Raw genomic sequence first — 23,528 nt, 5'->3', positions numbered from 1 at the left:
ACGGCCGACCCGCTGTGGTGGCATCTGCACTTCAGCCGGCTCGGCATGTTCGACGACGTCTCCGGGTACACCTTCAATGCGACGCTCACCGCCGTCGGCGGAGTGATCGCTCTGGGCGCGCAGCCGCTGCGCACCCAGCTGCGGCTCGCCGTGGAGCTCGGCGTGGTCAGCCGGCCGAACGCGACGACCATCCTGCCGGCCGCGGTCGCGGGGCTCGGCATCAGCATGTCGGCGGCGGGCATGATCCCGCTGTCGGTGAGCGAGTTCCTGCACGAGCGCGGCGCGAACGGCATGCTCATCTCGTTCGCGGTGGTGCTCGGGTCATCGCGCTGGCTCCTGAAGGGCGTGGCCGTCAGGATCCGGCGGATCGCAGATGCCTCGGCCGCCATCCTCGCCGGCGGAGTCGTCGCCATGGTCGTCGGGATCATCAACCTCGCCGCCCTCGAGGCGATCATGTTCACGCTCGTGCTCGTGTCGATCTACTCCCTTTCTCGGAGCCTGGACGGATGCCTCCTCCGGCACGTGACCGGCTCGTCGGTCGACTCCGAAGTCGCGGACGCCGCGCCGCAGCAGGAGCGCGTGGAGCCGCGCCGGGCGTTCGTCGAGCTGCGTCCTGACCGCAGCGGCGACGCCGGCCGGGTCGCCGCCTCATGCGTCGCGCGGCGGAGCTCGCTCGCGCTCGCGGAGATGCCGGTGTGGACGCCCCGCCGTCGGCGCCGGGCCCGCGTCCTCACGGTGTGCGCGCGTGCTCCGTCTGCGCCGCCGCGGCCAGCCGCGGGTCCGGGTCCCGCCACTTCTCGATCCCTTGCGCGACCCAGAACGCGAAGAACAGACCCAGGGCGGCGGCCTCGGTGATCAGCACGACCGGCACGCCGGTCGCGTCGGCCCGCGGCAGCAGCGCCACGTAGAGCACGAGCAGAAGCGCCAGCCCGACGGCGATCCCGGTGTAGAGCACGCGGAAGACCGGGCGCGGCGGCGCCTCGCGTCGAGGGAACGCGTTGCGCAACGCGACCGCCGCGAACAGCGCGAAGAACGCGACGGTCGCGGCGAAGTGACCCTGCTCCAGGAAGTGGTCGCGCGCGAGGGTCCACGTGAGCGCCACCGCGACGAGCACCGCAGCAGTGAAGACGAGCGACGCCGCGATGCTCGCGAGCGCCGTCTGCCGCAGGGCGACGAGCAGCAGCGCGACGAGGACGGTGAGCGTGCCGACGATGAGGTACGTCGTGACGCCGGTGGCGACATCCGCCTCGAACTCGCGAGGGAAGCAGCGCTCGTCGCACGCGACCTCGACGCCTGGGATCGACCCGGGCACCAACGTCGTCGGGACGACCGCGATGAGCGGCGCGAACACGGCTGCCGCGTCGAGGAGGAAACGCTCCGCCCCGCGCCCCGACAGCGCGACGAGCGCGAGCGCCACCGCGACGAGCGCGCCGACGAAGGCGTCGCGCGCGGTCGTGTAGTAATAGTCGCTCACCGACGTGAGCCAGCCGACGGATGCCGCGGTCACTCCGATCGCCGTGAAGATGACGACGACCGCGCCGGCGACGCCGATGCGGAGGTATCGGTAGGTGCGCTCGAGCGACGTCGAGACGGGAGGCGGCGACATGCGCACACCCTATCGACGGGCGTCGACAGCCTCGGGTCGGCGTGCGGTCAGGGACGGCCATGTCGGGCGGTTTGGGTGTGGCATCCGGATGCCGTAGACTTGTCGTTTGGTGTCCGGCTCAGCTGACCCGGCACCGCGAACGTGAGCCCTCCACTGGCGTGTTCAACCTCGTCGAGGCCTGAACCACCCCGGAGTGGGATTCACGAACTCCTCCGTTCGATCAAGAAAGCAGCACTCCTGTGACGCGCACGTACACCCCCAAGGCAGGTGAGACCCAGCGCGAGTGGCTGGTCATCGACGCGACTGACGTCGTCCTCGGCCGCCTCGCCTCCCACGCCGCCGCCCTCCTCCGCGGCAAGCACAAGCCGACCTTCGCGAACCACGTCGACACCGGCGACTTCGTCATCATCGTCAACGCCGGCAAGGTCGCCCTGACCGGCCAGAAGCTCCAGAAGAAGATGGCATACCGGCACTCGGGCTACCCGGGCGGTCTGAAGGCCGTCTCGTACGAGGAGCTCCTCGAGAAGAACCCCGTCCGCGCTGTGGAGAAGGCCGTCCGCGGCATGCTCCCCAAGAACAGCCTGGGTCGCCAGCAGCTGTCGAAGCTCAAGGTCTACGCCGGCGGCGAGCACCCGCACGCCGCGCAGCAGCCGAAGACGTACACCCTCGACCAGGTCGCCCAGTAAGCGCCGCACAGACTTAAGGACACACTCGTGGCGAACATCGAAGAAACCACCAACTACTCGACCGAGACTCCGGCCGACCAGGAGGCCATCGCCGCCGAGCGCCCCGTGCTCTCGGTCTCGGGTGCGGCCGTCGGCCGCCGCAAGCGCGCCATCGCGCGTGTGCGCGTGATCCCCGGCACGGGCGTCATCACGGTGAACGGCCGTACTCTCGAGGACTACTTCCCGAACAAGCTGCACCAGCAGCTGATCACCGACCCGTTCACGGTGCTGAACCTGGGCGGCGCCTACGACGTCATCGCGCGCATCTCCGGCGGCGGCGACTCGGGCCAGGCCGGCGCGCTGCGCCTCGGCATCGCCCGTGCGCTCAACCAGATCGACGCCGAGAACAACCGCCCGACGCTCAAGAAGGCGGGCTTCCTCTCACGCGACGCGCGCGTCATCGAGCGCAAGAAGGCCGGTCTCAAGAAGGCCCGCAAGGCGCCGCAGTACTCGAAGCGCTGATCGCCCGGATCGTCACCGGATGCCGCTCTTCGGAACGGATGGGGTGAGGGGACTCGCCAACGGCCCCCTCACCGCCGATCTCGCGCTCTCCCTGGCCCAGGCGACCGCCGTCGTCCTGGGCCAGGGCCGTACCGCCGAAGCCCGCCGCGCAGCGGGCCGGCGGATCACCGCCGTCGTCGCACGCGATCCGCGTGTGTCCGGCGAGTTCCTGTCTGCCGCTGTGGAGGCGGGGCTCGCGTCGTCCGGCGTCGACGTGCTCGACGCGGGTGTCCTCCCGACGCCCGCGGCGGCGTTCCTCGTCGCCGACCGTGACGCCGACTTCGGCGTCATGATCTCGGCGTCGCACAACCCGGCGCCCGACAACGGCATCAAGATCTTCGCGCGCGGCGGCGTCAAGCTGCCCGACGTCGTCGAGCAGCGCATCGAGTCCGCGATGGCCGGCCCGAAGCTGCAGCCGACGGGCGGCGAGGTCGGCCGCATCCGCCGTTACTCCGACGCTGAAGACCGCTACCTGCTGCACCTGCTCGGGTCGTTGCCGCATCGGCTCGACGGCATCCACGTCGTGCTCGACTGCGCGCACGGCGCGGCCGCCGGTGTGTCTCCCGACGCGTTCCGCGATGCGGGCGCGCGCGTGACCGTCATCGGGGCCGAGCCGGACGGCATGAACATCAACGACGGCGTCGGCTCGACCCATCTCGACTCGCTCGCGGCCGCGGTCGTCGAGCACGGCGCCGACGTCGGCATCGCGCACGACGGCGACGCCGACCGCTGCCTCGCAGTCGACGCGGACGGCGTCGTCGTCGACGGCGACCGCATCATGGCGATCCTCGCGATCGCGATGAAGGAGCGCGGCACGCTCAAGGACGACACGCTCGTCGCGACCGTCATGAGCAATCTGGGCCTTCACCGCGCGATGACCGAGCACGGCATCCGCGTCGAGCAGACGGCGGTCGGCGACCGGTACGTCCTCGAGCGCATGAACGAGGGCGGCTTCTCGCTCGGCGGCGAGCAGTCCGGCCACGTGATCATGAGCGACTTCGCGACGACAGGCGACGGGCTGCTCACGGGCCTGCACCTGCTCGCCGAGATGGCGTATCGCGGCAAGACGCTCGCCGAGCTCGCCTCGGTGATGACGGTCTATCCGCAGGTGCTGCTCAACGTCAAGGGCGTCGATCGCTCACGCGTCGCCACCGACGAGGGCGTGCAGGACGCCGTCGCCCGGGCCACGGCGCAGCTCGGCCTGTCGGGTCGCGTGCTGCTGCGCCCGTCGGGCACCGAGCCGGTCGTGCGCGTCATGGTCGAGGCCGCGTCGCAGGACGACGCCCGTCGTCACGCGGATCGTCTCGCGGCGATCGTGCGGGAGCGGCTGGCCCTCTAGCCTGTCGTCGGCAGGTCTCGGACCGTCGCGGTCCCTTCCTGGCGAGTAGCGAGCTCGCACCACACGGTGAAGGCCGCGTAGCCGACGAGCGCCGCGGCGACGAGCGCCAGGAAGAACGGGGTCGCCGGGCGATCCCAGCGCAGGTCGCCCCACGCGGCGATGACGGACGCCGCGATCGCCACGAGGCTGATCAGCTGCGCCTGGAACAGGATGCGGAACGAACTCCACCGGTCGTCGCGCACCATCCCGAGATTGACGACGCCGGTGAGGCTCAGCACGGCGCCCGTCACCTGCGCAGTTAGGGGCGTGAGCTCCCACGCCCACACCCCGACCGCGAAGTCCGGCGCGACGAAGAGCGCCGCGCCGGTGCCGAGGGCCGCCAGCCCCACGACGATGAGCACCCATCGCGCCGGCGCCGGGATGCGCCAGTCGCCGGCATCCGTCGAACCGCCGTCGCGGGCACCGGGGTCCTCGCGCCGCTGCGCCCACGCGAGCGCGGCCACGACGAACGGAGTCGTCGCGTAGAGGATGAGCCACACGACGAAGGACAGGTTCGCCGAGAACCGGTCGAGGTGCAGCAGCGTCGCCACGAGCAGCGCACCCGCGAACACAACGACGGCGGGGAACCCGTGCTTCACGCGATGCCACTGGCGGGCCATGGCCACCCGCACGAAGAACCACACGCCCCCGACATATGCCGAGCCGAGCATGTAGGCCGACAGCGGCGGATCGATGGCCCACGCGAAGAGCTCTCCGGTGCGCGTCGGGAAGGCGAAGAGCAGCACCGCGGCGACGACGAGGAACGGCACGATCGCGACTGCGACGATGCGCGTCGAGACGAGGACGCGGTCCCGGGCGATCGCGTCAATCACGGATCAGCTCCAGCGCGTCCGCCACACTCAGAATGACGCCCTCCGCGATCCCGCGATCGATCTCGTCGCCGCGCCCCGCCTCGCGCAGCGCGGTGAACGGGATCATGTAGAACTCGAACGCCCCGGGGTTGAGGAATCCCTTGCGGCGGCGGAGCGTCTGCGCCGCTCCGACGAGCCGCCCGGCTCCGAGCGCATCGCCCTCGACCGCCCGGACGCCGGCGAACGCCTCGAGCCCGTACGTGATGCTCTCGTCGTGGCCGAGCGCGAGAGATAGATCGAGGCTCCGCGAGAAGTCGTCGCGAGCCGCCTCGACGTCGCCCGCGAGCAGCTTCGTCCACCCGCGGTGGTTGAGGGCGATGACGATTCCGAGACGCTCTCCCTGGCGCTCCGCGAGCGTCAGGCTCTCCTCGGTGTGGGCGAGCGCCCCCGCCGGGTTCCCCGTCAGCATGTCGATGCGCGCGAGCATGACGTCGGCCATCGCCTCGCCCCACGTGTCCTCCGCCGCGCCGAACTCGGCGTGACTCGCGCGCAGCGCCTCGGCGGCCGCCTCGAAGTCGGGGCTTCCACGGCGGGCGAGCAGCGCGAGGCCGAGCGAGATGCCGGCGAGCGCGGCGCCGAACCGGTCGCCCGCCTCACGGAACAGCGCCCGGCATTCGCGCATGCCCGGGCCGGTGTCGAACGACGGGTCCTGCCAGAACAGCACCGCGTTGCGGTAGTAGAGCGCGATCGCTCGCGTGCGGACGGATGCCGGGGCATCCGCGGTGTCGATCAGCTCGAGCATCTCGGTCGCCCAGTCCTCGACGAGGCCGAGGTAGCCGCCGATCCACAGGTACAGGTACAGCGACCACATGTACTCGGCCGCGCGGTCGAGCTCGCGCCGGTCGATGAGCGTGCGCGCGACGGCGGCGTAGTTCTCAGCCTCGCGGTCGAGGTGGGCGAGCCACTCGAGCTGGTCGCGGCCGCGAAGGGCGGCGGATGCCTCGCGCGCTGCCGCGCGGTAGTGGGCGATCCACGCGAGTGTCGCGCGTTCCCGTCCGGCGGGATCGAAGATCGTCGAGGCGTACGCCCGCACGAGCGACAGCAGGCGGAACGTCGGCGGATCCTGGCTGTCGGTGCGGCTGACGAGACTCGCGTCGACGAGCGCCTCCAGTTGCGCGAGGGGATCGTCGATGCCGATCGCAGCGAGCACGGACTCGACGCTCGCGAGAGCGAACCTGCCCGCGAAGACCGAGAGCGTCGCGAGCGCCTCGCGCGCTTCGGGCGACAGCAGCTCGACGCTCCATTCGATCGTGTCGCGGAGGGCGCGCTGGCGCTGCGGCAGGTCCCGCGCGCCGCTTACGAGCAGCGCGAACGCGTCCTCGAGGCGTGCGAGGATGTCGGTCGGCGACAGCGACCGCACGCGCGCGGCGGCGAGCTCGATCGCGAGGGGCACGCCGTCGAGGGCGCGGCAGATCGCGACCACCGCGGCCTCGTTCTCGTGTGTGAGCTCGAACCCGGTCCGCACGGCGGCCGCGCGCGCGACGAACAGCTCCACGGCCGGCGCGTGGGCCGCGGCATCCGTCTCGGCACCCTCCTCGGGCAGCCCGAGCGCGCCCAGCTCGTACACCCGCTCGGCGCGCACGCGCAGCGGCGAGCGGCTCGTGACGAACAGCTGAGCGCGCGGGCACTCGGTGACGATCCGCACGAGCAGGGTCGCCGCATCGATCACGTGTTCCATGTTGTCGACGACGAGCAGCACGTCACGCTCGCCGATCGCACGCACGACCTTGTCTTCGAGGGGCCCTTCGCCCGCGGCCCCTGTCACGCCCAGGGCCCTCGCGATCGCGAGGATGACGCGGTCGGGGGTGTTGATCGACTCGAGCATCGCGAACGAGACGTCGCGTCCGGCCTTCATCGCGTCGATGGCGACCTCGATCGCGAGTCGCGACTTGCCGATTCCGCCCGGTCCCACGATCGTGACGATGCGCACGTCGTCGCGCGCGAGAAGGTCGGCGAGCTCGCGCCGCTCCCGTTCGCGCCCCACGATCGCGGTGTAGGGGGCGGGCACGTCCGGCACACGGTCCGCCGATGGCCCCTCGGCGCCGCGCTGCGACTCCTCGAAGCGCTCGGCGAGCAGCGTCGCGAGGTCCGCCTGCACGAGCGCCGCGAGCTCATCGGGGGTCGTGAAGGACTTGTACGACGTGCGGTCGTCGTCGCGGATGCGGTCGAGCAGCTGAGCGAGCCGCTCCTCGCGCTCGGGCGCCGGCGTCTTGACGTACAGGAGGCGGGGGAGCGGCCCCGACAGCAGGTACTCGTCCTCGAGCCCCGACACGACTTCACCCGGCGCGACCCAACCGTACTTCTCGCCATAGATGCCGATGAAGATGTCGCTCTGCGCGAGGTACGAGCGGTACAGCTCGCGCGGCGGATGCGGCCGCGCCCCGAGTTCGAACATGACGGGCGCGAGGCGCAGCTGCTCCACGGCCGCACGCACGGCGCGGCGCTCGGGTTCGAGCTCCCTCAGCGTGGAGCTCACGAACACGCGGATGCGCTGGTCGGGCGTGCGGATCGCCGTCGGCCGTTCCGCCATGAGGGAATCATTGCGGCAGGCGGGCCGTCGCGTCCAGGGTCAGTCCCCGCGCGGTCCGGTCTTGGCCGGGTTTGGGGCGGATTTCTGTGTTCGGGGCGCATCCGGTACGCCCCGGAGTCGGAAATCCGCCCCGAACGGCTCGCTTGGGGTGGGATGGGAGGAGTGACGGATGCCGCGTGCCCGCGTCAGGAGCCGGCCGGGCTCCACGACATCGACTCGATGTAGCGCAGCAGCACGCCCTCGCGCAGCGCCCACGGCGAGACGTCGAGCTCGCTCACGTCGAGGGCCGACATCGCTGTGTGCAGCACGACGGCCGCCGCGACGATCTGGAACGTGCGATCGGGCGTGATGCCCGGAAGCTCCTGCCGCGCCGCCGCCGGGATGCGCGCGAGGCGCGGGATCCACGACCCGAGGGCCTCGCGCGGCAGCCGCCACCGGTCGATCCCCGACCAGCCGCTCACGGAGTATCCGACGAGCTTCGCGAGCGAGCGGATCGCCTTCGAGGACCCGACGACGTGCTGCGGGCGGGGGAGTTCGCGGAACGTCTCGGCGACCGGTGCGAGCGTCGCCGTCGCGTGCGCGCGGAGCCGCTCGACGGCCTCTTCGCCCGGCGGGTCGTCGGGGAGGAACTGGACCGTCATGCGCCCCGCGCCGAGGGGGACGGATGCCGCGGCATCCGGCAGCTCATCGGCACCCGCTGCGAGCTCGAGCGATCCGCCGCCGATGTCGAACAGCAGGATCTGGCCCGCGGCCCACCCGAACCAGCGCCGCACGGCGAGGAAGGTGAAGCGCGCCTCGGTCTCGCCGCCGAGCACCTGCAGGGGCTGGCCGAGTGCCTCCTCGATGCGCGCGATGACCTCGGCGCCGTTGGTCGCCTCGCGCACAGCGGACGTCGCGGTCGCGAGGAGCTCGTCGACGTTCTCGGATGCCGCGACCTTCCGCGCCTCGGTCGTGGCCGCGACGAGTGCCTGGACGCCCTCGTCCGAGATCGAGCCGTCGGGCTGCAGAAAGCGCATGAGCCGCAGCACGGATCGCTCGCTGGTCGTCGCAAGCGGGCGGCCTCCCGGCCGGACGTCCGCGACCAGCAGGTGGACGGTGTTCGAGCCGATGTCGAGGACCCCGAGGCGCACGCGTTCAGGTTAGCGGGAGCGGGTGACTACGATGGGCGCGATGTCCACCGACGAAGCGATCGACACGACGACAGCGCACTCGCGGTACCGCGAGATCGGCCGCGCGGAGTGGGCGCGCCTCGCGGCCGACATGGCGCAGCCGCTGAGTGAGACCGAGGTCGTGCAGCTGCGGGGCCTCGGCGACCGGCTTGATCTCACCGAGGTGCGCGAGGTGTACCTGCCGCTGTCCCGACTGCTGTCGCTGTACGCCGAGAACACGAAGCGACTCGGGGTCGAGACGTCGGGGTTCCTGCGCGAAGACGACACGACGACCCCGTTCGTGGTCGGCGTGGCCGGGTCGGTCGCGGTCGGCAAGTCGACGATCGCGCGCCTGCTGCGCGAGCTCATGAGCCGGTGGAAGGGAACGCCCCGGGTCGAGCTCGTCACGACCGACGGCTTCCTGTACCCGAACGTCGAGCTCGAGCGGCGCGGGCTCATGGACCGCAAGGGCTTCCCCGAGTCGTACGACCGCCGCGCGCTCGTGCGGTTCCTCACCGACGTCAAGAGCGGGGCGCCCGAGGCCCGCGCACCCTTCTACTCGCACATGAAGTACGACATCGTCCCCGACGCATACGTCACGGTGCGCCGGCCCGACGTGGTCATCGTCGAGGGCCTCAACGTGCTGCAGCCGCCGCCCACGCCGAACGACGTCGCGGTGAGCGACCTGTTCGACTTCTCGATCTACGTCGACGCCGAGGCCGAGCACATCGCGCAGTGGTACGTCGACCGCTTCATGGCGCTGAAGACCGGCGCGTTCTCGAACCCGAACTCGTTCTTCAACGTCTTCTCGCACCTCACCGACGAGGAGGCGGTCGAGACAGCGCTCGGGTACTGGAACTCGATCAACCTCCCCAACCTCGAGGAGAACGTGCTGCCGACGCGCCACCGCGCGACGCTCGTGCTGCAGAAGGCGGCGGACCACACGGTCGAGCGCGTGCTGCTGCGCAAGCTCTGAGCGCACGCGTCCCTGAGCGAGCGCAGCGACACGAAGCGCGAGGATTCGTACAGGTCCCTCGCAAACCCGCCCGCTTACGATGGTCGCCATGTGTGGAATCGTCGGATACGTCGGCCCTCGCCCGAGCCAGGACATCCTGATCTCCGGTCTCGCCCGACTCGAGTACCGCGGCTATGACTCCGCGGGCATCGCGATCATCGACGGGGACGGCAGCCTCGGCATGCGCAAGCGCGCCGGCAAGCTGAGCGCCCTGCGCGATGAGCTCAGCAGCTCGCCGATCGCCGACGGGACGACCGGCATCGGCCACACGCGCTGGGCGACCCACGGCGGGCCGACCGACGCGAACGCCCACCCCCACCTCGCCGACGACGACAAGCTCGCCGTCATCCACAACGGCATCGTCGAGAACTACTCGGCGCTCAAGGACGAGCTGCTCGCCGAGGGCTACGACTTCCGCAGCGAGACCGACACCGAGGTGGCCGCCGTGCTCCTCGGCCACGAGTACCGCTCGAACGGCGGCGATCTCGTCGAGGCCTTCCGCGCGACGGTGAACCGCCTCGAAGGCGCGTTCACGCTGCTCGCCGTCCACAAGGACCACCCCGGCCTCGTCGTCGGCGCGCGCCGCAACTCGCCGCTCGTGATCGGCATCGGCGAGGGCGAGAACTTCCTCGCATCCGATGTCGCCGCGTTCGTCGAGCACACGCGCCACGCGCTCGCCATCGGCCAGGACGAGATCGTCGCGATCACGCCGTCGGGCGTCGAGGTCACCGACTTCCAGGGCAACGCCGTCGAGGTCGAGCCGTTCGAGGTCACGTGGGACGCGTCGGCCGCCGAGAAGGGCGGCTGGTCCTCGTTCATGGCGAAGGAGGTGTCGGAGGAGCCCGAGGCGGTCGCGAACACGCTGCGCGGCCGCATCCGCGACGGCGCCGTCGCCATCCCCGAGCTCGACGGCCTCGACGACCTGTTCCGCGGCGTGCAGCGCATCATCGTGATCGCCGCCGGCACCGCCGCGTATGCGGGCATGGTCGGAAAGTACGCGCTCGAGCAGTGGGCGCGTGTGCCGGTCGACGTCGAGCTCGCGCATGAGTTCCACTACCGCGACCCGGTGATCGGCCCCGACACGCTCGTCGTCTCGATCAGCCAGTCCGGCGAGACGATGGACACGCTCATGGCCGTCAAGTTCGCCCGCGAGCGCGGCGCCAAGACGCTCTCGATCTGCAACACGCAGGGTGCGACGATCCCGCGCGAGTCCGACGCGATCGTCTACACGCACGCCGGCCCCGAGGTCGCCGTAGCCTCGACGAAGGCGTTCGTCGCGCAGATCACCGCGCTGTACCTGCTCGCGCTGCACATCGGCGCGGTCCGCGGCGAGCTGTCGCCGACCGAGGTCGCGCACCAGCTGCTCGAGCTCGAGGCGGTGCCCGAGAAGATCCAGCACATCCTCGACCACGAGCAGGAGCGCATCGAGCAGTTCGCGCACTGGATGGCCGACACGCGCTCGGTCCTGTTCCTGGGCCGCCACGCCGGGTACCCGATCGCGCTCGAGGGCGCGCTCAAGCTCAAGGAGATCTCGTACATCCACGCCGAGGGCTTCGCGGCGGGCGAGCTCAAGCACGGCCCGATCGCGCTCATCGAGCCCGGTCAGCCCGTGTTCGTGATCGTGCCGTCGCCGCGCGAGGCGCCGGTGCTGCACTCGAAGGTCGTCTCGAACATCCGCGAGATCCACGCGCGCGGCGCCCGGGTCATCGCGATCGCGGAAGAGGGCGACGCGGCGGTGCTCCCCATCTCCGACGAGGTGCTGCGCATCCCGCTCGCGGACCCGCTGTTCGGGCCGATCCTCGCGGTCGTGCCGCTGCACATCTTCGCGATGGGCCTCGCGACGGCGAAGGGCCTCGACGTCGACCAGCCGCGAAACCTCGCGAAGTCGGTCACTGTCGAGTAGCGGCCCGCGTCCCGCTCGCTTCGGTAGGGTTGCGGATGCCGCGCCCGCGGCGCGAGGGAGGTCCAGCGTGATCGTCGGAATCGGCGTCGACCTCGTCGACATCGCCCGATTCGAGCGGAGCATCGAGCGGACTCCGCGTCTGATCGAACGCCTCTTCGCGCCGTCGGAGCGCACGCTTCCAGCGCACTCGCTCGCGGCGCGGTACGCCGCGAAGGAGGCGCTCATCAAGGCTCTCGGCGGATCGGACGGCGTGCGCTGGACCGACATCGAGATCACGCGCGAGGCATCCGGTCGCCCCCTGTTCGCGCTCACCGGCACGACCGCGAGGGCCGTCGCCGAACGCGGCATCACGATGGTGCACCTCTCGCTGTCGCATGACGCCGGCCTCGCGACCGCGTACGTCGTCGCCGAGGCCGCAGGATCGAACGGAGGCGGCGCGTGACGCGCTTCCCGGCCGGCGTGCTGCGCGAGGCACGCATCGACGTCGGCGCGATCGCCGACAACGTGCGGCACCTGCGGCGGCTCACCGAGTCCGAGATCATCGCCGTGGTGAAGGCCGACGGCTACGGCCACGGCGCGGTGCGCTCCGCCGTCGCGGCGCTCGAGGGCGGTGCGTCGCGGCTCGGCGTCGCCGACATCGGCGAGGGTCTCGCGCTGCGGCGCGCGGGCGTCGACGCGCCGATCGTCGCGTGGCTGCACGCGCCGGGGGCCACGTTCGACGAAGCCGCCGCCGCGGGGATCGAGCTCGGCGTGTCGAGCCTCGACCAGCTGCAGAAGGCGGCGGCCGCGGCATCCGCCGATCGTCCCGTCGCCGTCCACCTGAAGCTCGAGACCGGGCTCGGGCGCAACGGCGTCCCACCCCAGGACTACGGGGTCGTGTTCGCCGAGGCGGCGCGGCTCGAGCGCATCGGCCGCATCCGCGTTCTCGCGCTGTTCAGTCACTTCTCGAACGCCTCCGCCGACGACGACCGGGCCGCGCTGCGGCGGTTCCTCGACGCGGTGGGCGCCGCGGCATCCGTCGGCCTCGCGCCGCCCCTGCGGCACATCGCGGCGACCAACGCGGCGATCGACCTGCCCGAATCCCGGCTCGGATGCGTGCGCATCGGCATCGGCCTCTATGGGCTCTCGCCGTTCGACGACCGCGACTCGGCCGACCTCGGGCTGCGGCCCGCCATGACGCTGCGCGCACCGGTCGCGGCGGTGCGCCGCGTGCCCGCGGGGCAAGGTGTGTCGTACGGCTACGAGCACCGCACGGGCAGCGAGACGACGCTCGTACTCGTGCCGCTGGGGTACGCGGACGGCGTTCCGCGGCAGGCGTCGGGCGCCGGGCCGGTCACGATCGGCGGAGCGCGGTTCCGCGTCGCCGGCCGCGTCGCGATGGACCAGTTCGTCGTCGACGTCGGCGACCACCCCGTGTCGGTGGGTGACGAAGTCGTCCTGTTCGGCGACCCCACGCTCGGCGTGCCGTCGGCCGACGAGTGGGGGCGCGCCGCCGGCACGATCAACTACGAGATCGTCACGCGCATCGGCCCGCGGGTGCCGCGCCGGCAGGTGTCGGGATGAGCGGCCTCGACGAGCTGGTCGGGCGGCGCGAGATCACGTCGCCGGAGGACATGCAGGCTCTCGGTGAGCAGATGGGGCGGATGCTGCGCCCCGGCGACCTCGTCGTGCTCACCGGTGCCCTCGGTGCGGGCAAGACGACGCTCACGCGGGGGATCGCGGCAGGCCTCGGCGTGCGGGGTCCCGTGCAGAGTCCCACATTCGTCATCGCGCGCACGCACCCGTCACTCGTGGACGGACCTCCGCTCGTGCACGTCGACGCCTATCGGCTCGGGTCGGCGATGGAGCTCGACGACCTCGACCTCGACCTGGACAACTCGGTCGTCGTCGTGGAGTGGGGGCGGGGGCTGGTCGACGTGCTCGAGCGCGACGTGTGGTGGGAGGTCGAGCTCGAGTCTGAGTGGGGCGGAACCGGCGTGGACAACGCGTGCGGAACGAGCGGTCCCGCGGCGGCGGAGCTCGACGCGAACGCGCCGCGTATCGTGACGGTGTCGCGGCGGACGGCGTCTCCCGGTCGCTGAGCGAGGAGTGCAGCGACGAGACGAAGCGCGCTCAGCCTCCGGCGACTCGCCACGACTACCCTGGAACGCGTGATTCTGGGCTTCGACACCTCGCTCGGCACGGCCGTCGCCGTGATCGAGCCGGACGGCATCGTGCGCTCGGCGATCGAGTCTCCCGACCCACGCGGGCACGCCGAGGTGATCGGCACCCTCATCGCGCGGGCGCTGGATGAGGCATCCGTCGCACCCGACGCGATCGAGCTCGTCGCCGCGGGAATGGGACCCGGACCCTTCACGGGGCTTCGCGTCGGCGTCGCTGCTGCCCGAGCGTTCGCGCTGGGACGCGGCATCCGGTTCGTCCCCGTCGTCAGCCATGACGCCGTCGCGCTCGCGCTCATGCTCGACGCCGCGGTGCGGGGCGAGGACGCCGGACGGTTCGCCGTCGTGACCGACGCGCGGCGGCGCGAGTTCGCGTACACCGTGTACGACGGCCTCGACGACGACGGCCTCCCCGTGCGCGCGAGCGAGCCGGCGCTCGTCCCGCGCGACGACCTCAACGCCCTGCTCGCAGAGCTCGCCGCCACGCGCCGCGACGCGCACACCGTGCCCGCGTCGATGGTGGCGCTCGCCGCGAGCCGCGCCGTCGCCGCCCACCGCGTGATCGGACCCGACGACGCGCTCTACCTGCGGGCACCCGACGTCACGCCGTCGGCGGGCCCGAAGCCGGTGACGACGCCGGCCGAGCGATCCGGAGCGGGCGCATGACCCTTCGTCAGGCGACCCTCGACGACCTCGACGCGATCATGGCGCTCGAGCGGGCGTCGTTCCCCGGCGACGCGTGGTCCGAGGCGTCGATGCGCGAAGAGCTGCGGTCGCCGCACGGGTGGTACGTCGTCGACCTCGAGGCCGGGGTGCTCGTGGGCTATGCCGGGCTTCGCGCGCCGCGGGGGTCGAAGGACGCCGACGTGCAGACGATCGCGATCGCCGAGGCGTATCGCGGACACGGGCGGGGCCGGCGGATCCTCGAGGCCCTGCTCGCCGAGGCGCAGCGTCGTGGCGTGCGCGAGGTGTTCCTCGAGGTGCGCGCCGACAACCCCGTCGCGCAGGCGCTCTACGCGTCGGAGGGCTTCGTCGAGATCGCGCGCCGGCCGCGGTACTACCAGCCCGGCGACGTCGATGCCCTCGTGATGCGGCTCGATGTGGCTTCGCGTGCCGCCGCGCGCACGCCGGACGCCGACGAAGCGGGGACCTGCACATGACCGAACCGCTCGTGCTGGGCATCGAGACGAGCTGCGACGAGACCGGCATCGGGATCGTCCGTGGTCGCACGCTGCTGTCCAACACCATCGCGAGCTCTATGGACGAGCACGCCCGCTACGGCGGCGTCGTGCCCGAGGTCGCGGCGCGCGCCCACCTCGAGGCGCTCGAGCCCGCGATCGAGGCCGCTCTCGCCGAATCCGGCGTCACCCTCACCGACCTCGACGCGGTCGCGGTCACGAGCGGACCCGGCCTCGCCGGTGCCCTCATGGTCGGGATCGGCGCCGCGAAGGCGCTGGCGGTCTCGCTCGGCAAGCCCCTCTACGCCGTCAACCACCTCGTCGGGCACATCGCCGCCGACATTCTCGACCCGGACGCACCGCCGCTCGAGTACCCGACGGTCGCGCTGCTCGTGAGCGGCGGGCACACGTCGCTCCTGCTCGTGCGGGACCTCACGACCGACATCGAGCTGCTCGGCGAGACGATGGACGACGCCGCCGGCGAGGCGTTCGACAAGGTCGCGCGCCTCCTCGGACTCCCGTACCCCGGCGGCCCCGAGATCGATCGGGCCGCGGCATCCGGCGATCCCGCCGCGATCCGCTTCCCGCGCGGCCTGTCCCGCGCGAGCGACCTCGCCCAGCACCGCTACGACTTCTCGTTCTCGGGACTCAAGACCGCCGTCGCGCGCTGGATCGAGCAGCGGCGGGCCGCCGGCGAGGAGGTGCCCGTCGCGGATGTCGCGGCGGCATTCCGGGAAGCCGTGGTCGACGTTCTCGTGACGAAGGCGCTCGCCGCGTGCAAGGACCACGGCGTCCCGCGCCTGCTGCTCGGCGGAGGAGTCATCGCCAACCGCCGCCTGCGCGACATAGCGCTCGAGCGCGCCGAGGCGGCCGGCGTGACGGTCCGGATCCCGCCGCTTTCGCTGTGCACCGACAACGGCGCGATGATTGCGGCCCTCGCGTCGGAGCTCGTGATGTCCGGCCGCGCTCCGTCGACGCTCGAGTTCGGCGCCGACTCGACGCTGCCCGTCACCGAGATCCAGGTCGCCGAAGCGGAGGAGGTGGCGTCGTGAGCGACGAGCGCGACGAGGCCGCTGCCGCGGGCGGGTCGAGCGAAGAGGCGGATGCCGCGGCCGAGGCGCCGTCGGCGGAGCGCGACGCGGCGGATGCCGGGGCGAATGAGCCCCGCGAGGCGCCGGCGCAGTCCGCCGAGCCCGCAGCGGCTGAACCGGCAGCCGCCAGTGCCCCTCCCGCCGCTGCACCGCAGCCCGCCGCATCCGCGCCGGCATCCGAGCCCGCCGTCGCCCCGCAGGGGACCGTCGCATCGACCGGGCCCGCCTCGCCAGCCGTCGTCGTCGGCCCGCCGTCGCCCGATGTGGCTCTCGCCGGCGAGGCGCCCCGCCTCCCTGGGGAGCACCGGGGAGGCTTCGGCCGCCTTCCGACCGCTCCCATCGACATCGCTCCCGCGCCGGTCCTCCCCGCCGATGCCGAATGGGCGCCGACCCCGGCGCCCCCTCCGCGTGCACTCGCGCCGTGGGCGCTCGCGACATCCGTCATCGGCCTCGCGGCCTCGCTCGTGGTCGGGTGGGCGTTCCTGATCGGGATCATCGGCACCGTGCTCGGCATCGTCGCGCTGCGCCGTCCGCTCGAGAGCAGCGCCGTCGCGGCGTGGGCGATCGCGCTCGGAACCCTGTCGGTGCTCTACAGCGCGGGGTGGCTCATCTACGCCGCGTGGGAAGCCGGGCTCATCGGCTGAGCCGTCGCCGAAGTTCTCCACAGATGCTGTTCGGCGTGACGGGAGTGTCGTACGGATGTTCTAAAGTAGACGCATGCCCGGCGCCGCCGACGGCGACTCGTCTGCTCCGATCTCGGAGGCGATGGAGTGTGTCCGCGTCGCCGGTGACATGGTGACGATGTTCGCCGCGGAGCAGTCCTACCGGGTCGATGAGGCGCGCCGTGAGGCGCTGGAAGATGCGGCCCGGGATGGGCGGGGGTTGACCGGGGTGGTGGAGCGGAGGATCCGGTTGGAGTTGGCGGCGGGGATGCGGGTCACCGAGCGCGCCGCGGGGGACCTGATCCGGCGGGCGGAGGCGTTGGTGCACCGTTACCCGGGCGCGTGGGAGTCGTTGAGTCGGGCGCGGATGACGGTCGCGCACGCGGAGTACTTGGTGGACCGGCTCGACGAGTGCGAACCGGCGGTGCGGGACGCGCTCGCTGTGGAGGCGGTCGCGCTTGCGGAGGAGTACCCGGTGGGGGTGTTCCGGCGGGCGCTGCGGAAGCTGATCGAGATGCACCGGTCGGTGACCCTGGCGCAGCGGCATGAGGTGGCGGTGGGCAGGCGGCGGGTGGTGGTGGAGCACGCGGATGACGGGATGGCGTGGCTGAGCGCGTACCTTCCCGCGGTGGAGGCGCACGCGATCTACGGGCGGGTCACCGCGATCGCGAAAGCGATCAAGGCCCCGGGCGAGGATGCTGCCGCCATTGAAGAGACGCGGACCATCGGCCAGCTCCGTGCGGATGTGCTGGCCGATCTGCTCATCGAGGGGGACACGACCCTGCACCCGGTGGAGGCGCGCGGCATCCGCGCGACGGTCGCGGTGACGGTGCCGGCTCTCACCCTCCTGGCGGACACGGACGCTGATCGTGCCGCGGCGGGGTTGGCACCCGCGGTCGTGGAGGGGGGGCCGATCCCGCTGGAGAAGGCCCGGGAGTTGTGTGGGGGTGCGGACGGGTGGATGCGGGTGCTCACCCACCCCGAAACGGGCATGGTGCTCTCGGTGGGCCGGTCGCAATATCGTCCGCCGCCGATGCTGCGGAAGCTGGTCAGGTGGCGGGCGGACCGGTGCATGGCACCCGGATGCGGCATCCCCGCCTCCCGGTGCGAGATCGATCACACCATCGCGTGGGAACACGGCGGGGAGACCTCGCTCGACAACCTCGCCCCACTGTGCAAAGGGCATCACACCGTGAAGCATCGCGGTGGCTGGCGGGTCAGACAAGTCCCCGACAGCGGGGGAGCCCTCGAGTGGACCTCGCCCGCGGGTCGCACCTACGTGGTGCAACCGGAACGGCGGGTGCCGGTGTTCCGACCCACCGACACCGCCACCGCACCCTTCTGAATCGGGCCCCGGGCCTGGATCACTCTCAGGCGGCGGATGCCGGGCGCCGCACACGCTCGGCGAGGATCGCGCGCCGGCGGGAGCCCACGCGCGTGACGAAGAGCGTCGCCTCCTCCGGCCCCCGGAGCTTGAGCGCCGTGCGGTAGGCGGCCGGATCGATGTCGACGCCGCGCTTCTTGATCTCGAGGCGTCCGACGCCGCGGTCGCGCAGCGCGCGAGAGAGCTCCTTCGTCGCAGTGGGCAGCTCGTCGACCACGCGGAACGTCGAGACGAAGGGACTCGTGAGCGCGGCATCCGAGGTCAGGTACGCGATGTGCTCGTCGAGCATGCCGGCGTCGAGCGACCGGGCGACCTCTCCGATGAGGCGCGCGCGGATCACCGCCCCGTCGGGCTCGTGCAGGTACGCGCCGAGCGCGCGGACGGGCTCGTCCGGGGCATCCGCCGCGGCCGTGAGCTCGTGCGCGGTGTCGTCGCGGATCACCAGCGCTGCACGCCGCACGCCTTCTCGTGCGAGCGTTCCCGACCACAGGACGAGCTCGATCGTCGACCCGTCGGCGCTCACCCACTGGGCCTCGACGTCATCCGGGATGAGGTCGCGGTCGATGGCCGGTCCGAGCTTGATGCCGGTCGGGATGCGCGAGGCGAGGTCGAGCGCCCAGTCGAGCGAGGGCGACCAGTCCTCCGGGCGCGTACGCGACGTCTCCTTGTGCCCGGCCGTGCGGCGCGCGGGGTCGAGCCACACGGCGTCGACGCCGGCGAGGTCCGCGTCCTCGGCGCGGCCGTGCCGCACCGAGACCTGGTCGCCGAAGGGCGCGAGGTTGTACGCGGCGATCGCGGCGGTGATCTCGTCGGCGTCCACGGCCTCGACGTGCAGCCCGAGAGCGGCGAAGCCCAGCGCGTCGCCGCCGATGCCGCATCCGAGGTCGGCCACCGTCTCGACGCCCGCGTCGCGGAAGCGTCCCGCATGCTTCGCCGCGACCACGAGCCGCGTCGCCTGCTCGAGCCCCGCACGGGTGAAGAGCATCCGCTGCGCGAACTCGCCGAACTTCGCCTCGGCGCGCTGACGCAGTCGCGCCTGGCCGACGACCGCCGAGACGAGGTCGGGGGAGTGTCCGTCCTTGCGCAGGCGGGTGACGGCGGCCGCGACATCCGCCGTCGAGTCGATCGGGTCGAGGCTGTCGAGCAGCCGCAGACCCTCGGGAGTCAGCAGTGCGGTGAGCTCGGCGACATCCATCCGGCCAGCCTACGGCGCGCCCGCGGGTTGGCACTCACGTTGCATGAGTGCCAGCGCATCCATAGACTGCTGTTAGCACTCTCGATGTGAGGGTGCTAACGAGTCTTGAGTCTCAAAGGAAAGCAGAGGTAGACCCGTGTCGGTTTCCATCAAGCCGCTCGAGGACCGCATCGTCATCAAGCAGGTCGAGGCCGAGCAGACCACCTCCAGCGGTCTGGTCATCCCCGACACCGCGAAGGAGAAGCCCCAGGAGGGCGAGGTCGTCGCGGTGGGCCCCGGCCGCATCGACGACAACGGCAACCGCATCCCGCTCGACGTCGCCGTCGGCGACCGCGTCATCTACAGCAAGTACGGCGGAACCGAGGTGAAGTTCGGCGCGGACGACTTCCTCGTCCTGTCGGCTCGCGACGTGCTGGCGGTCGTCGTCCGCTGACGCTCGTCTCGCGCGGAGCGCGTTCTGCGAAGAGGGTCGGATGCCGCGGCATCCGACCCTCTTCGCTGTTCCCGCGCGCCCGCGCGCTTCGCGCGGCGGTGCCCCCGGTGCCGAGATTGCGCATTTGACGGGTTCTCCCGGCCTTGCGGCGCGGAACGTGCAATCTCGGCGGGTGGGCTGGGCGGGCCCGACGCCCGTGGGCGGGTTCTAGGCTGGATCGGTGACTCGTGATGTCCGGGCCGCGGATGCGCACGCCGCTCGCGAACGCACCCTCGGCGGCATGTACGCGTTCACGGCATACCTGCTGTGGGGGTTCCTGCCGCTCTACTTCCTGATCCTCGCGCCGACCGGGCCGTGGGAGATCGTCGCGTGGCGGGTCATCCTGTCGCTCGTCTTCTGCGCGCTCCTGCTGACCGTCACCCGCAATTGGGCGAACGTGTGGCGCATCCTCCGCACGCCGAGACTCGTGTGGCTCACCGTGCTCGCGGGCGGGCTCATCTACATCAACTGGCAGGTCTTCCTCGTCGCGACGCTCACGGGCCACGTGATCGAGACGAGCCTCGGATACTTCATCAATCCGCTCGTGACCGTGCTCCTCGGCGTCATCGTGCTGCGCGAGCGCGTGACCGCCACGCAGTGGGTCGCCCTCGGAATCGCCGCGGTCGCTGTCATCGTCATCGTCGTCGGCTATCGCGCGTTCCCGTGGATCGCGCTCGCGCTCGCCTTCAGCTTCGGCATCTACGGACTCGTGAAGAAGAAGATCGGGCCGTCGGTCGATGCCGTGAGCGGACTCACGTTGGAGTCGCTGTGGCTCACTCCGATCGCCATCGTGCAGCTCGTCGCGGTGGGGTTGACGACCGGCATCACGATGGGTCAGGTGAGCCTCGCGCACACGCTGCTGCTCCTGTGCGCCGGCGCCGCGACCGCCATCCCACTGCTGTTCTTCGCGGCGGGGGCACGCCGCGCGCCGCTCACGGTGCTCGGGCTCATGCAGTTCGTCGCGCCGGTCATGCAGTTCATCACGGGTGCGTGGCTGCTGGGCGAGCCGATGCCCACGGAGCGCTGGATCGGCTTCGGCCTCGTGTGGCTCGCGCTCGTCGTGCTGACCGTGGACTCGCTGCGCAACGCGCGGCGCGCACGGGTCGTCGCGTCGGACGTCGGCGCGGTCACCTGACCGTCCAGCGGTGCGGGAGCGGTCGGATCAGCGCACGAGCCGCGCGATGGCCTCGCTCGCCTCGCGGAGCTTGATCTCGGCCTCTTCGCCGCCGGCCTGCGCCGCGTCGACCACGCAGTGCCGCAGGTGATCGTCGAGGAGCCCGAGAGCGACCGCTTCGAGCGCGCTCGTCAGGGCGCTGATCTGGGTGAGGATGTCGATGCAGTACTTCTCGTCCTCGACCATCTTGTGGATGCCGCGCGCCTGTCCCTCGATGCGCTTGAGGCGGTTGAGGTACTTGCCCTTGTCGCTGATGTAGCCGTGGTGGCTGTGCTCGGACGGAACGCCGGCGGAGCCGGGGACGAAGTCGACGGGGCCGATCGCGGTGTCGGTCATCGTGGTGCTCCTTCGGTGCGGCGCGCGAGCGCGGCGGAGGCGCTCGCGGCGGGGGCGATGTCGAGTCGCCGCAGCAGCTGCGCGTTGACGGCCACGACGATCGTCGAGAGGGACATGAGGATCGCGCCGACCGACATCGGCAACACGAATCCGAACGGCGCGAAAACGCCCGCGGCGAGAGGGACTGAGACGAGGTTGTACCCCGCGGCCCACCACAGGTTCTGCTTCATCTTGCGGTAGCTCGCGCGTGACAGTTCTATCACCGAGAGCACTGCTCGCGGGTCGTCACCGGCAAGGATCACGCCCGCGGATGCGATCGCGACATCGGTGCCCGCGCCGATCGCGATGCCGACATCCGCGGCCGCGAGCGCAGGGGCGTCGTTGACGCCGTCGCCGACCATCGCGACGCGACGGCCTTCGGCGTGCAGCTCCGCGACCTTTGCGGACTTGTCTTCGGGGCGCACGCCGGCGAAGAACCGACGGATGCCGAGCTCTGCCGCGACGGCGCGGGCGACGGGCTCCGCGTCGCCCGTGATCATCACGACCTCGACGCCGACGGCGTGGAGGGCCGCGACGGCTTCGCGCGACTCGGGGCGGATCTCGTCGTCGAGGCGCAGGGCGCCGACGACGGCGCCGTCGCGCAGCACGTGCAGCACGGTCGCGCCGTCGTCGTGCCACGACGCGGTCTCGGGCAGCTCGGTCGCACCGTTGTCGGCGAGAAGTCGCGGGCCGCCGACCCGCACGGTCCGGCCGACCACGGTCGCGCTCACGCCCACCGCGGGGGAAGAGGTGAAGTCCGCGGCCTCTGGAACGCGCAGGCCGCGCTCAGTGGCGAACCGCACGATGGCTCGCGCGAGGGGGTGCTCGCTGTCGGCCTCGGCCGCGGCGGCGAGCGCGATCACGTCGTCCTCGCCGACCGTGCCGGCGGTGGCGACGCCCGTCACGGCGGGCTCGCCCTTCGTGAGCGTGCCAGTCTTGTCGAAGAGCACCGCGTCGACCGTGCGCATCGCCTCGAGGGCGAGGCGATCCTTGACGAGGACGCCGCTGCGCGCCGCGCGCTCGGTCGCGATCGCGACGACGAGCGGGATGGCGAGGCCCAGCGCGTGGGGGCACGCGATCACGAGGACCGTGATCGTGCGGACGACCGCCTCGTCGGGCATGCCGAACGCGGTCCACACGACAGCGGTCGCGAAGGCCGCGCCGAGGGCGAACCAGAAGAGCCAGCCGGCCGCCCGATCGGCGAGGCGCTGCGCGCGCGACGTCGAGCTCTGGGCCTCGGCGACGAGCCGCTGGATGCCCGCCAGCGCGGTGTCGCCGCCGACGGCGGTGACCTCTACCCGCAGGCCGGAGTCGGTGGCGACCGTGCCGGCGGTCACCTGGTCGCCGACGCCGCGCGCGACGGGCCGCGACTCGCCCGTGATCATGGACTCGTCCACGTCGGCGGTGCCGTCGATGACGCGACCGTCGGCGGGGATGCTCGCCCCCGGCCGCACGAGGACGACATCGCCCACGCGCAGATCGGCGGGCGCGACCGTGACGATCTCGCCGCCGTCGACGCGCTCGGCCACGTCGGGCAGGAGCGCTGCGAGCGAGTCCAGCGCCGACGACGTCTGGGCGAGCGACCGCATCTCGATCCAGTGCCCGAGCAGCATGATGACGACCAGCAGCGCGAGCTCCCACCAGAAGTCGAGCTCGGGGTGCAGCAGGCCGACGCTCGCGCCGAGCGACGCGAAGAACGCGACGGTGATCGCGAGCCCGATGAGCAGCATCATGCCGGGACGGCGCGAGCGGAGCTCGCTCACGGCGCCGCTGAGGAACGGCCAGCCGCCCCACGCGAAGATCACCGTGCCGAGGACGGGGGAGATCCATGCGACGCCCGGCACGTCGGGCAGCTCGTACCCGAGGATCATCGCGAACTGCGGCGAGAACGCGACGACCGGGATCGCGAGCACGAGCATGATCCAGAACAGTCGCCGGAACTGCGCGACGTGGTCGGCGCCGTGATGCGCGTGACCGTGCCCGCCGCCGTGGCCCTCGTGGCCTTCGTGGCCTTCGTGGCCCTCCCGGCTCGATGTGTCGTGCGCGTGCGGCGCGGGGGCGTGTGCCACGTGCCCGGCGTGCTGGTGCCCTGGGTGCTGGCGTTCCGCTGGCACCGTGTCTCCCGCGTGCCCCGCGTGCGTCGTGTCGTGCTCGTTCATG

Annotated in this window: 22 protein-coding genes; 15 read left to right on the top strand and 7 right to left on the bottom strand. The window is 71.8% G+C overall.

What is annotated here, in order from left to right:
- Positions 1-730 precede the first annotated feature (730 nt).
- Complete coding sequence (locus BJ991_RS16630; RefSeq protein WP_179491826.1) at positions 731-1,606, bottom strand: hypothetical protein; 876 nt, start codon at positions 1,604-1,606, stop codon at positions 731-733.
- 239 nt (positions 1,607-1,845) lie between these two features.
- On the opposite strand from BJ991_RS16630, the gene rplM reads away from it, so the two are divergent.
- From rplM to glmM, 3 genes are read left to right on the top strand one after another with little or no spacing between them, the layout of a single operon-like run.
- Positions 1,846-2,292: a 50S ribosomal protein L13 gene (gene rplM / locus BJ991_RS16625; RefSeq protein ID WP_179491824.1), complete on the top strand. Its 447-nt coding sequence runs from the start codon at positions 1,846-1,848 to the stop codon at positions 2,290-2,292.
- A gap of 27 nt (positions 2,293-2,319) precedes the next feature.
- A complete protein-coding gene (rpsI, locus tag BJ991_RS16620) occupies positions 2,320-2,793 on the top strand; it encodes a 30S ribosomal protein S9 (protein WP_179491822.1) in 474 nt (157 codons plus the stop codon).
- Positions 2,794-2,812: 19 nt separating this feature from the next.
- The gene (gene glmM / locus BJ991_RS16615; RefSeq protein WP_179491820.1) at positions 2,813-4,171 is read left to right on the top strand and encodes a phosphoglucosamine mutase; all 1,359 of its coding nucleotides are present in this window, start codon (positions 2,813-2,815) and stop codon (positions 4,169-4,171) included.
- Here the strand turns inward: glmM and BJ991_RS16610 are convergent.
- From BJ991_RS16610 to BJ991_RS16600, 3 genes are all read right to left on the bottom strand, one after another.
- A complete protein-coding gene (locus BJ991_RS16610) occupies positions 4,168-5,043 on the bottom strand; it encodes a hypothetical protein (RefSeq protein WP_179491818.1) in 876 nt (291 codons plus the stop codon). The two genes, glmM and BJ991_RS16610, sit on opposite strands and share 4 nt — an antisense overlap.
- On the bottom strand, positions 5,036-7,612 hold the full coding sequence (locus BJ991_RS16605) for an ATP-binding protein (protein ID WP_179491816.1): 2,577 nt from the start codon (positions 7,610-7,612) through the stop codon (positions 5,036-5,038). Before BJ991_RS16605 ends, BJ991_RS16610 begins: the two co-directional genes overlap by 8 nt.
- A gap of 185 nt (positions 7,613-7,797) precedes the next feature.
- The gene (locus tag BJ991_RS16600; protein ID WP_179491814.1) at positions 7,798-8,742 is read right to left on the bottom strand and encodes a Ppx/GppA phosphatase family protein; all 945 of its coding nucleotides are present in this window, start codon (positions 8,740-8,742) and stop codon (positions 7,798-7,800) included.
- Between the two features lie 40 nt (positions 8,743-8,782).
- Between BJ991_RS16600 and coaA the strand changes: the two genes are divergently transcribed.
- The 10 genes from coaA (at position 8,783) to BJ991_RS16550 (ending at position 18,113) form a co-directional block, all read left to right on the top strand.
- The gene (gene coaA, locus BJ991_RS16595; protein ID WP_179491812.1) at positions 8,783-9,736 is read left to right on the top strand and encodes a type I pantothenate kinase; all 954 of its coding nucleotides are present in this window, start codon (positions 8,783-8,785) and stop codon (positions 9,734-9,736) included.
- A gap of 88 nt (positions 9,737-9,824) precedes the next feature.
- Positions 9,825-11,678: a glutamine--fructose-6-phosphate transaminase (isomerizing) gene (gene glmS / locus BJ991_RS16590; RefSeq protein ID WP_179491810.1), complete on the top strand. Its 1,854-nt coding sequence runs from the start codon at positions 9,825-9,827 to the stop codon at positions 11,676-11,678.
- A 67-nt stretch (positions 11,679-11,745) separates the two neighbouring features.
- Complete coding sequence (locus BJ991_RS16585) at positions 11,746-12,120, top strand: holo-ACP synthase (RefSeq protein WP_179491808.1); 375 nt, start codon at positions 11,746-11,748, stop codon at positions 12,118-12,120.
- Positions 12,117-13,241 carry an alanine racemase gene (alr, locus tag BJ991_RS16580; RefSeq protein ID WP_179491806.1) on the top strand — a complete coding sequence of 375 codons (1,125 nt, stop codon included), beginning with the start codon at positions 12,117-12,119 and terminating at the stop codon, positions 13,239-13,241. Before BJ991_RS16585 ends, alr begins: the two co-directional genes overlap by 4 nt.
- Entirely contained in the window at positions 13,238-13,759 is a 522-nt protein-coding gene (gene tsaE / locus BJ991_RS16575; RefSeq protein WP_179491804.1) for a tRNA (adenosine(37)-N6)-threonylcarbamoyltransferase complex ATPase subunit type 1 TsaE, read from the top strand. The genes alr and tsaE overlap by 4 nt, the downstream gene beginning before the upstream one ends.
- A gap of 69 nt (positions 13,760-13,828) precedes the next feature.
- Complete coding sequence (tsaB, locus tag BJ991_RS16570; RefSeq protein WP_179491802.1) at positions 13,829-14,503, top strand: tRNA (adenosine(37)-N6)-threonylcarbamoyltransferase complex dimerization subunit type 1 TsaB; 675 nt, start codon at positions 13,829-13,831, stop codon at positions 14,501-14,503.
- Positions 14,500-14,997, top strand: a complete 498-nt coding sequence (rimI, locus tag BJ991_RS16565) for a ribosomal protein S18-alanine N-acetyltransferase (protein WP_179491800.1) — start codon at positions 14,500-14,502, stop codon at positions 14,995-14,997. Before tsaB ends, rimI begins: the two co-directional genes overlap by 4 nt.
- Positions 14,994-16,067 (top strand): tRNA (adenosine(37)-N6)-threonylcarbamoyltransferase complex transferase subunit TsaD, encoded by a 1,074-nt coding sequence (gene tsaD, locus BJ991_RS16560; RefSeq protein ID WP_179491798.1) that lies wholly within the window; start codon positions 14,994-14,996, stop codon positions 16,065-16,067. Before rimI ends, tsaD begins: the two co-directional genes overlap by 4 nt.
- The gene (locus tag BJ991_RS16555) at positions 16,064-16,750 is read left to right on the top strand and encodes a hypothetical protein (RefSeq protein ID WP_179491796.1); all 687 of its coding nucleotides are present in this window, start codon (positions 16,064-16,066) and stop codon (positions 16,748-16,750) included. Before tsaD ends, BJ991_RS16555 begins: the two co-directional genes overlap by 4 nt.
- 73 nt (positions 16,751-16,823) lie before the next feature.
- Positions 16,824-18,113, top strand: a complete 1,290-nt coding sequence (locus BJ991_RS16550) for an HNH endonuclease signature motif containing protein (protein ID WP_246301121.1) — start codon at positions 16,824-16,826, stop codon at positions 18,111-18,113.
- Between the two features lie 25 nt (positions 18,114-18,138).
- Here the strand turns inward: BJ991_RS16550 and BJ991_RS16545 are convergent, their stop codons facing one another.
- Positions 18,139-19,347, bottom strand: coding sequence for a class I SAM-dependent methyltransferase (locus BJ991_RS16545; protein WP_179491794.1), 1,209 nt, complete (start codon positions 19,345-19,347; stop codon positions 18,139-18,141).
- A gap of 136 nt (positions 19,348-19,483) precedes the next feature.
- On the opposite strand from BJ991_RS16545, the gene groES reads away from it, so the two are divergent.
- Together groES and rarD are read left to right on the top strand one after the other, a co-directional pair.
- Positions 19,484-19,780 carry a co-chaperone GroES gene (gene groES / locus BJ991_RS16540; protein ID WP_179491792.1) on the top strand — a complete coding sequence of 99 codons (297 nt, stop codon included), beginning with the start codon at positions 19,484-19,486 and terminating at the stop codon, positions 19,778-19,780.
- A gap of 280 nt (positions 19,781-20,060) precedes the next feature.
- On the top strand, positions 20,061-20,954 hold the full coding sequence (gene rarD / locus BJ991_RS16535; protein ID WP_179492921.1) for an EamA family transporter RarD: 894 nt from the start codon (positions 20,061-20,063) through the stop codon (positions 20,952-20,954).
- A gap of 27 nt (positions 20,955-20,981) precedes the next feature.
- Here the strand turns inward: rarD and BJ991_RS16530 are convergent, their stop codons facing one another.
- Positions 20,982-21,329, bottom strand: coding sequence for a metal-sensitive transcriptional regulator (locus tag BJ991_RS16530; protein ID WP_179491790.1), 348 nt, complete (start codon positions 21,327-21,329; stop codon positions 20,982-20,984).
- On the bottom strand, positions 21,326-23,527 hold the full coding sequence (locus BJ991_RS16525) for a heavy metal translocating P-type ATPase (RefSeq protein WP_179491788.1): 2,202 nt from the start codon (positions 23,525-23,527) through the stop codon (positions 21,326-21,328). Before BJ991_RS16525 ends, BJ991_RS16530 begins: the two co-directional genes overlap by 4 nt.
- Between the last annotated feature and the right edge of the window lies 1 nt (position 23,528).

Origin of the sequence: Microbacterium immunditiarum (assembly GCF_013409785.1) — a bacterium.
GTDB lineage: Bacteria > Actinomycetota > Actinomycetes > Actinomycetales > Microbacteriaceae > Microbacterium > Microbacterium immunditiarum.
The sequence above is the reverse complement of the archived record's forward strand: the minus strand, read 5'-3'. Positions and strand labels throughout refer to the sequence as shown.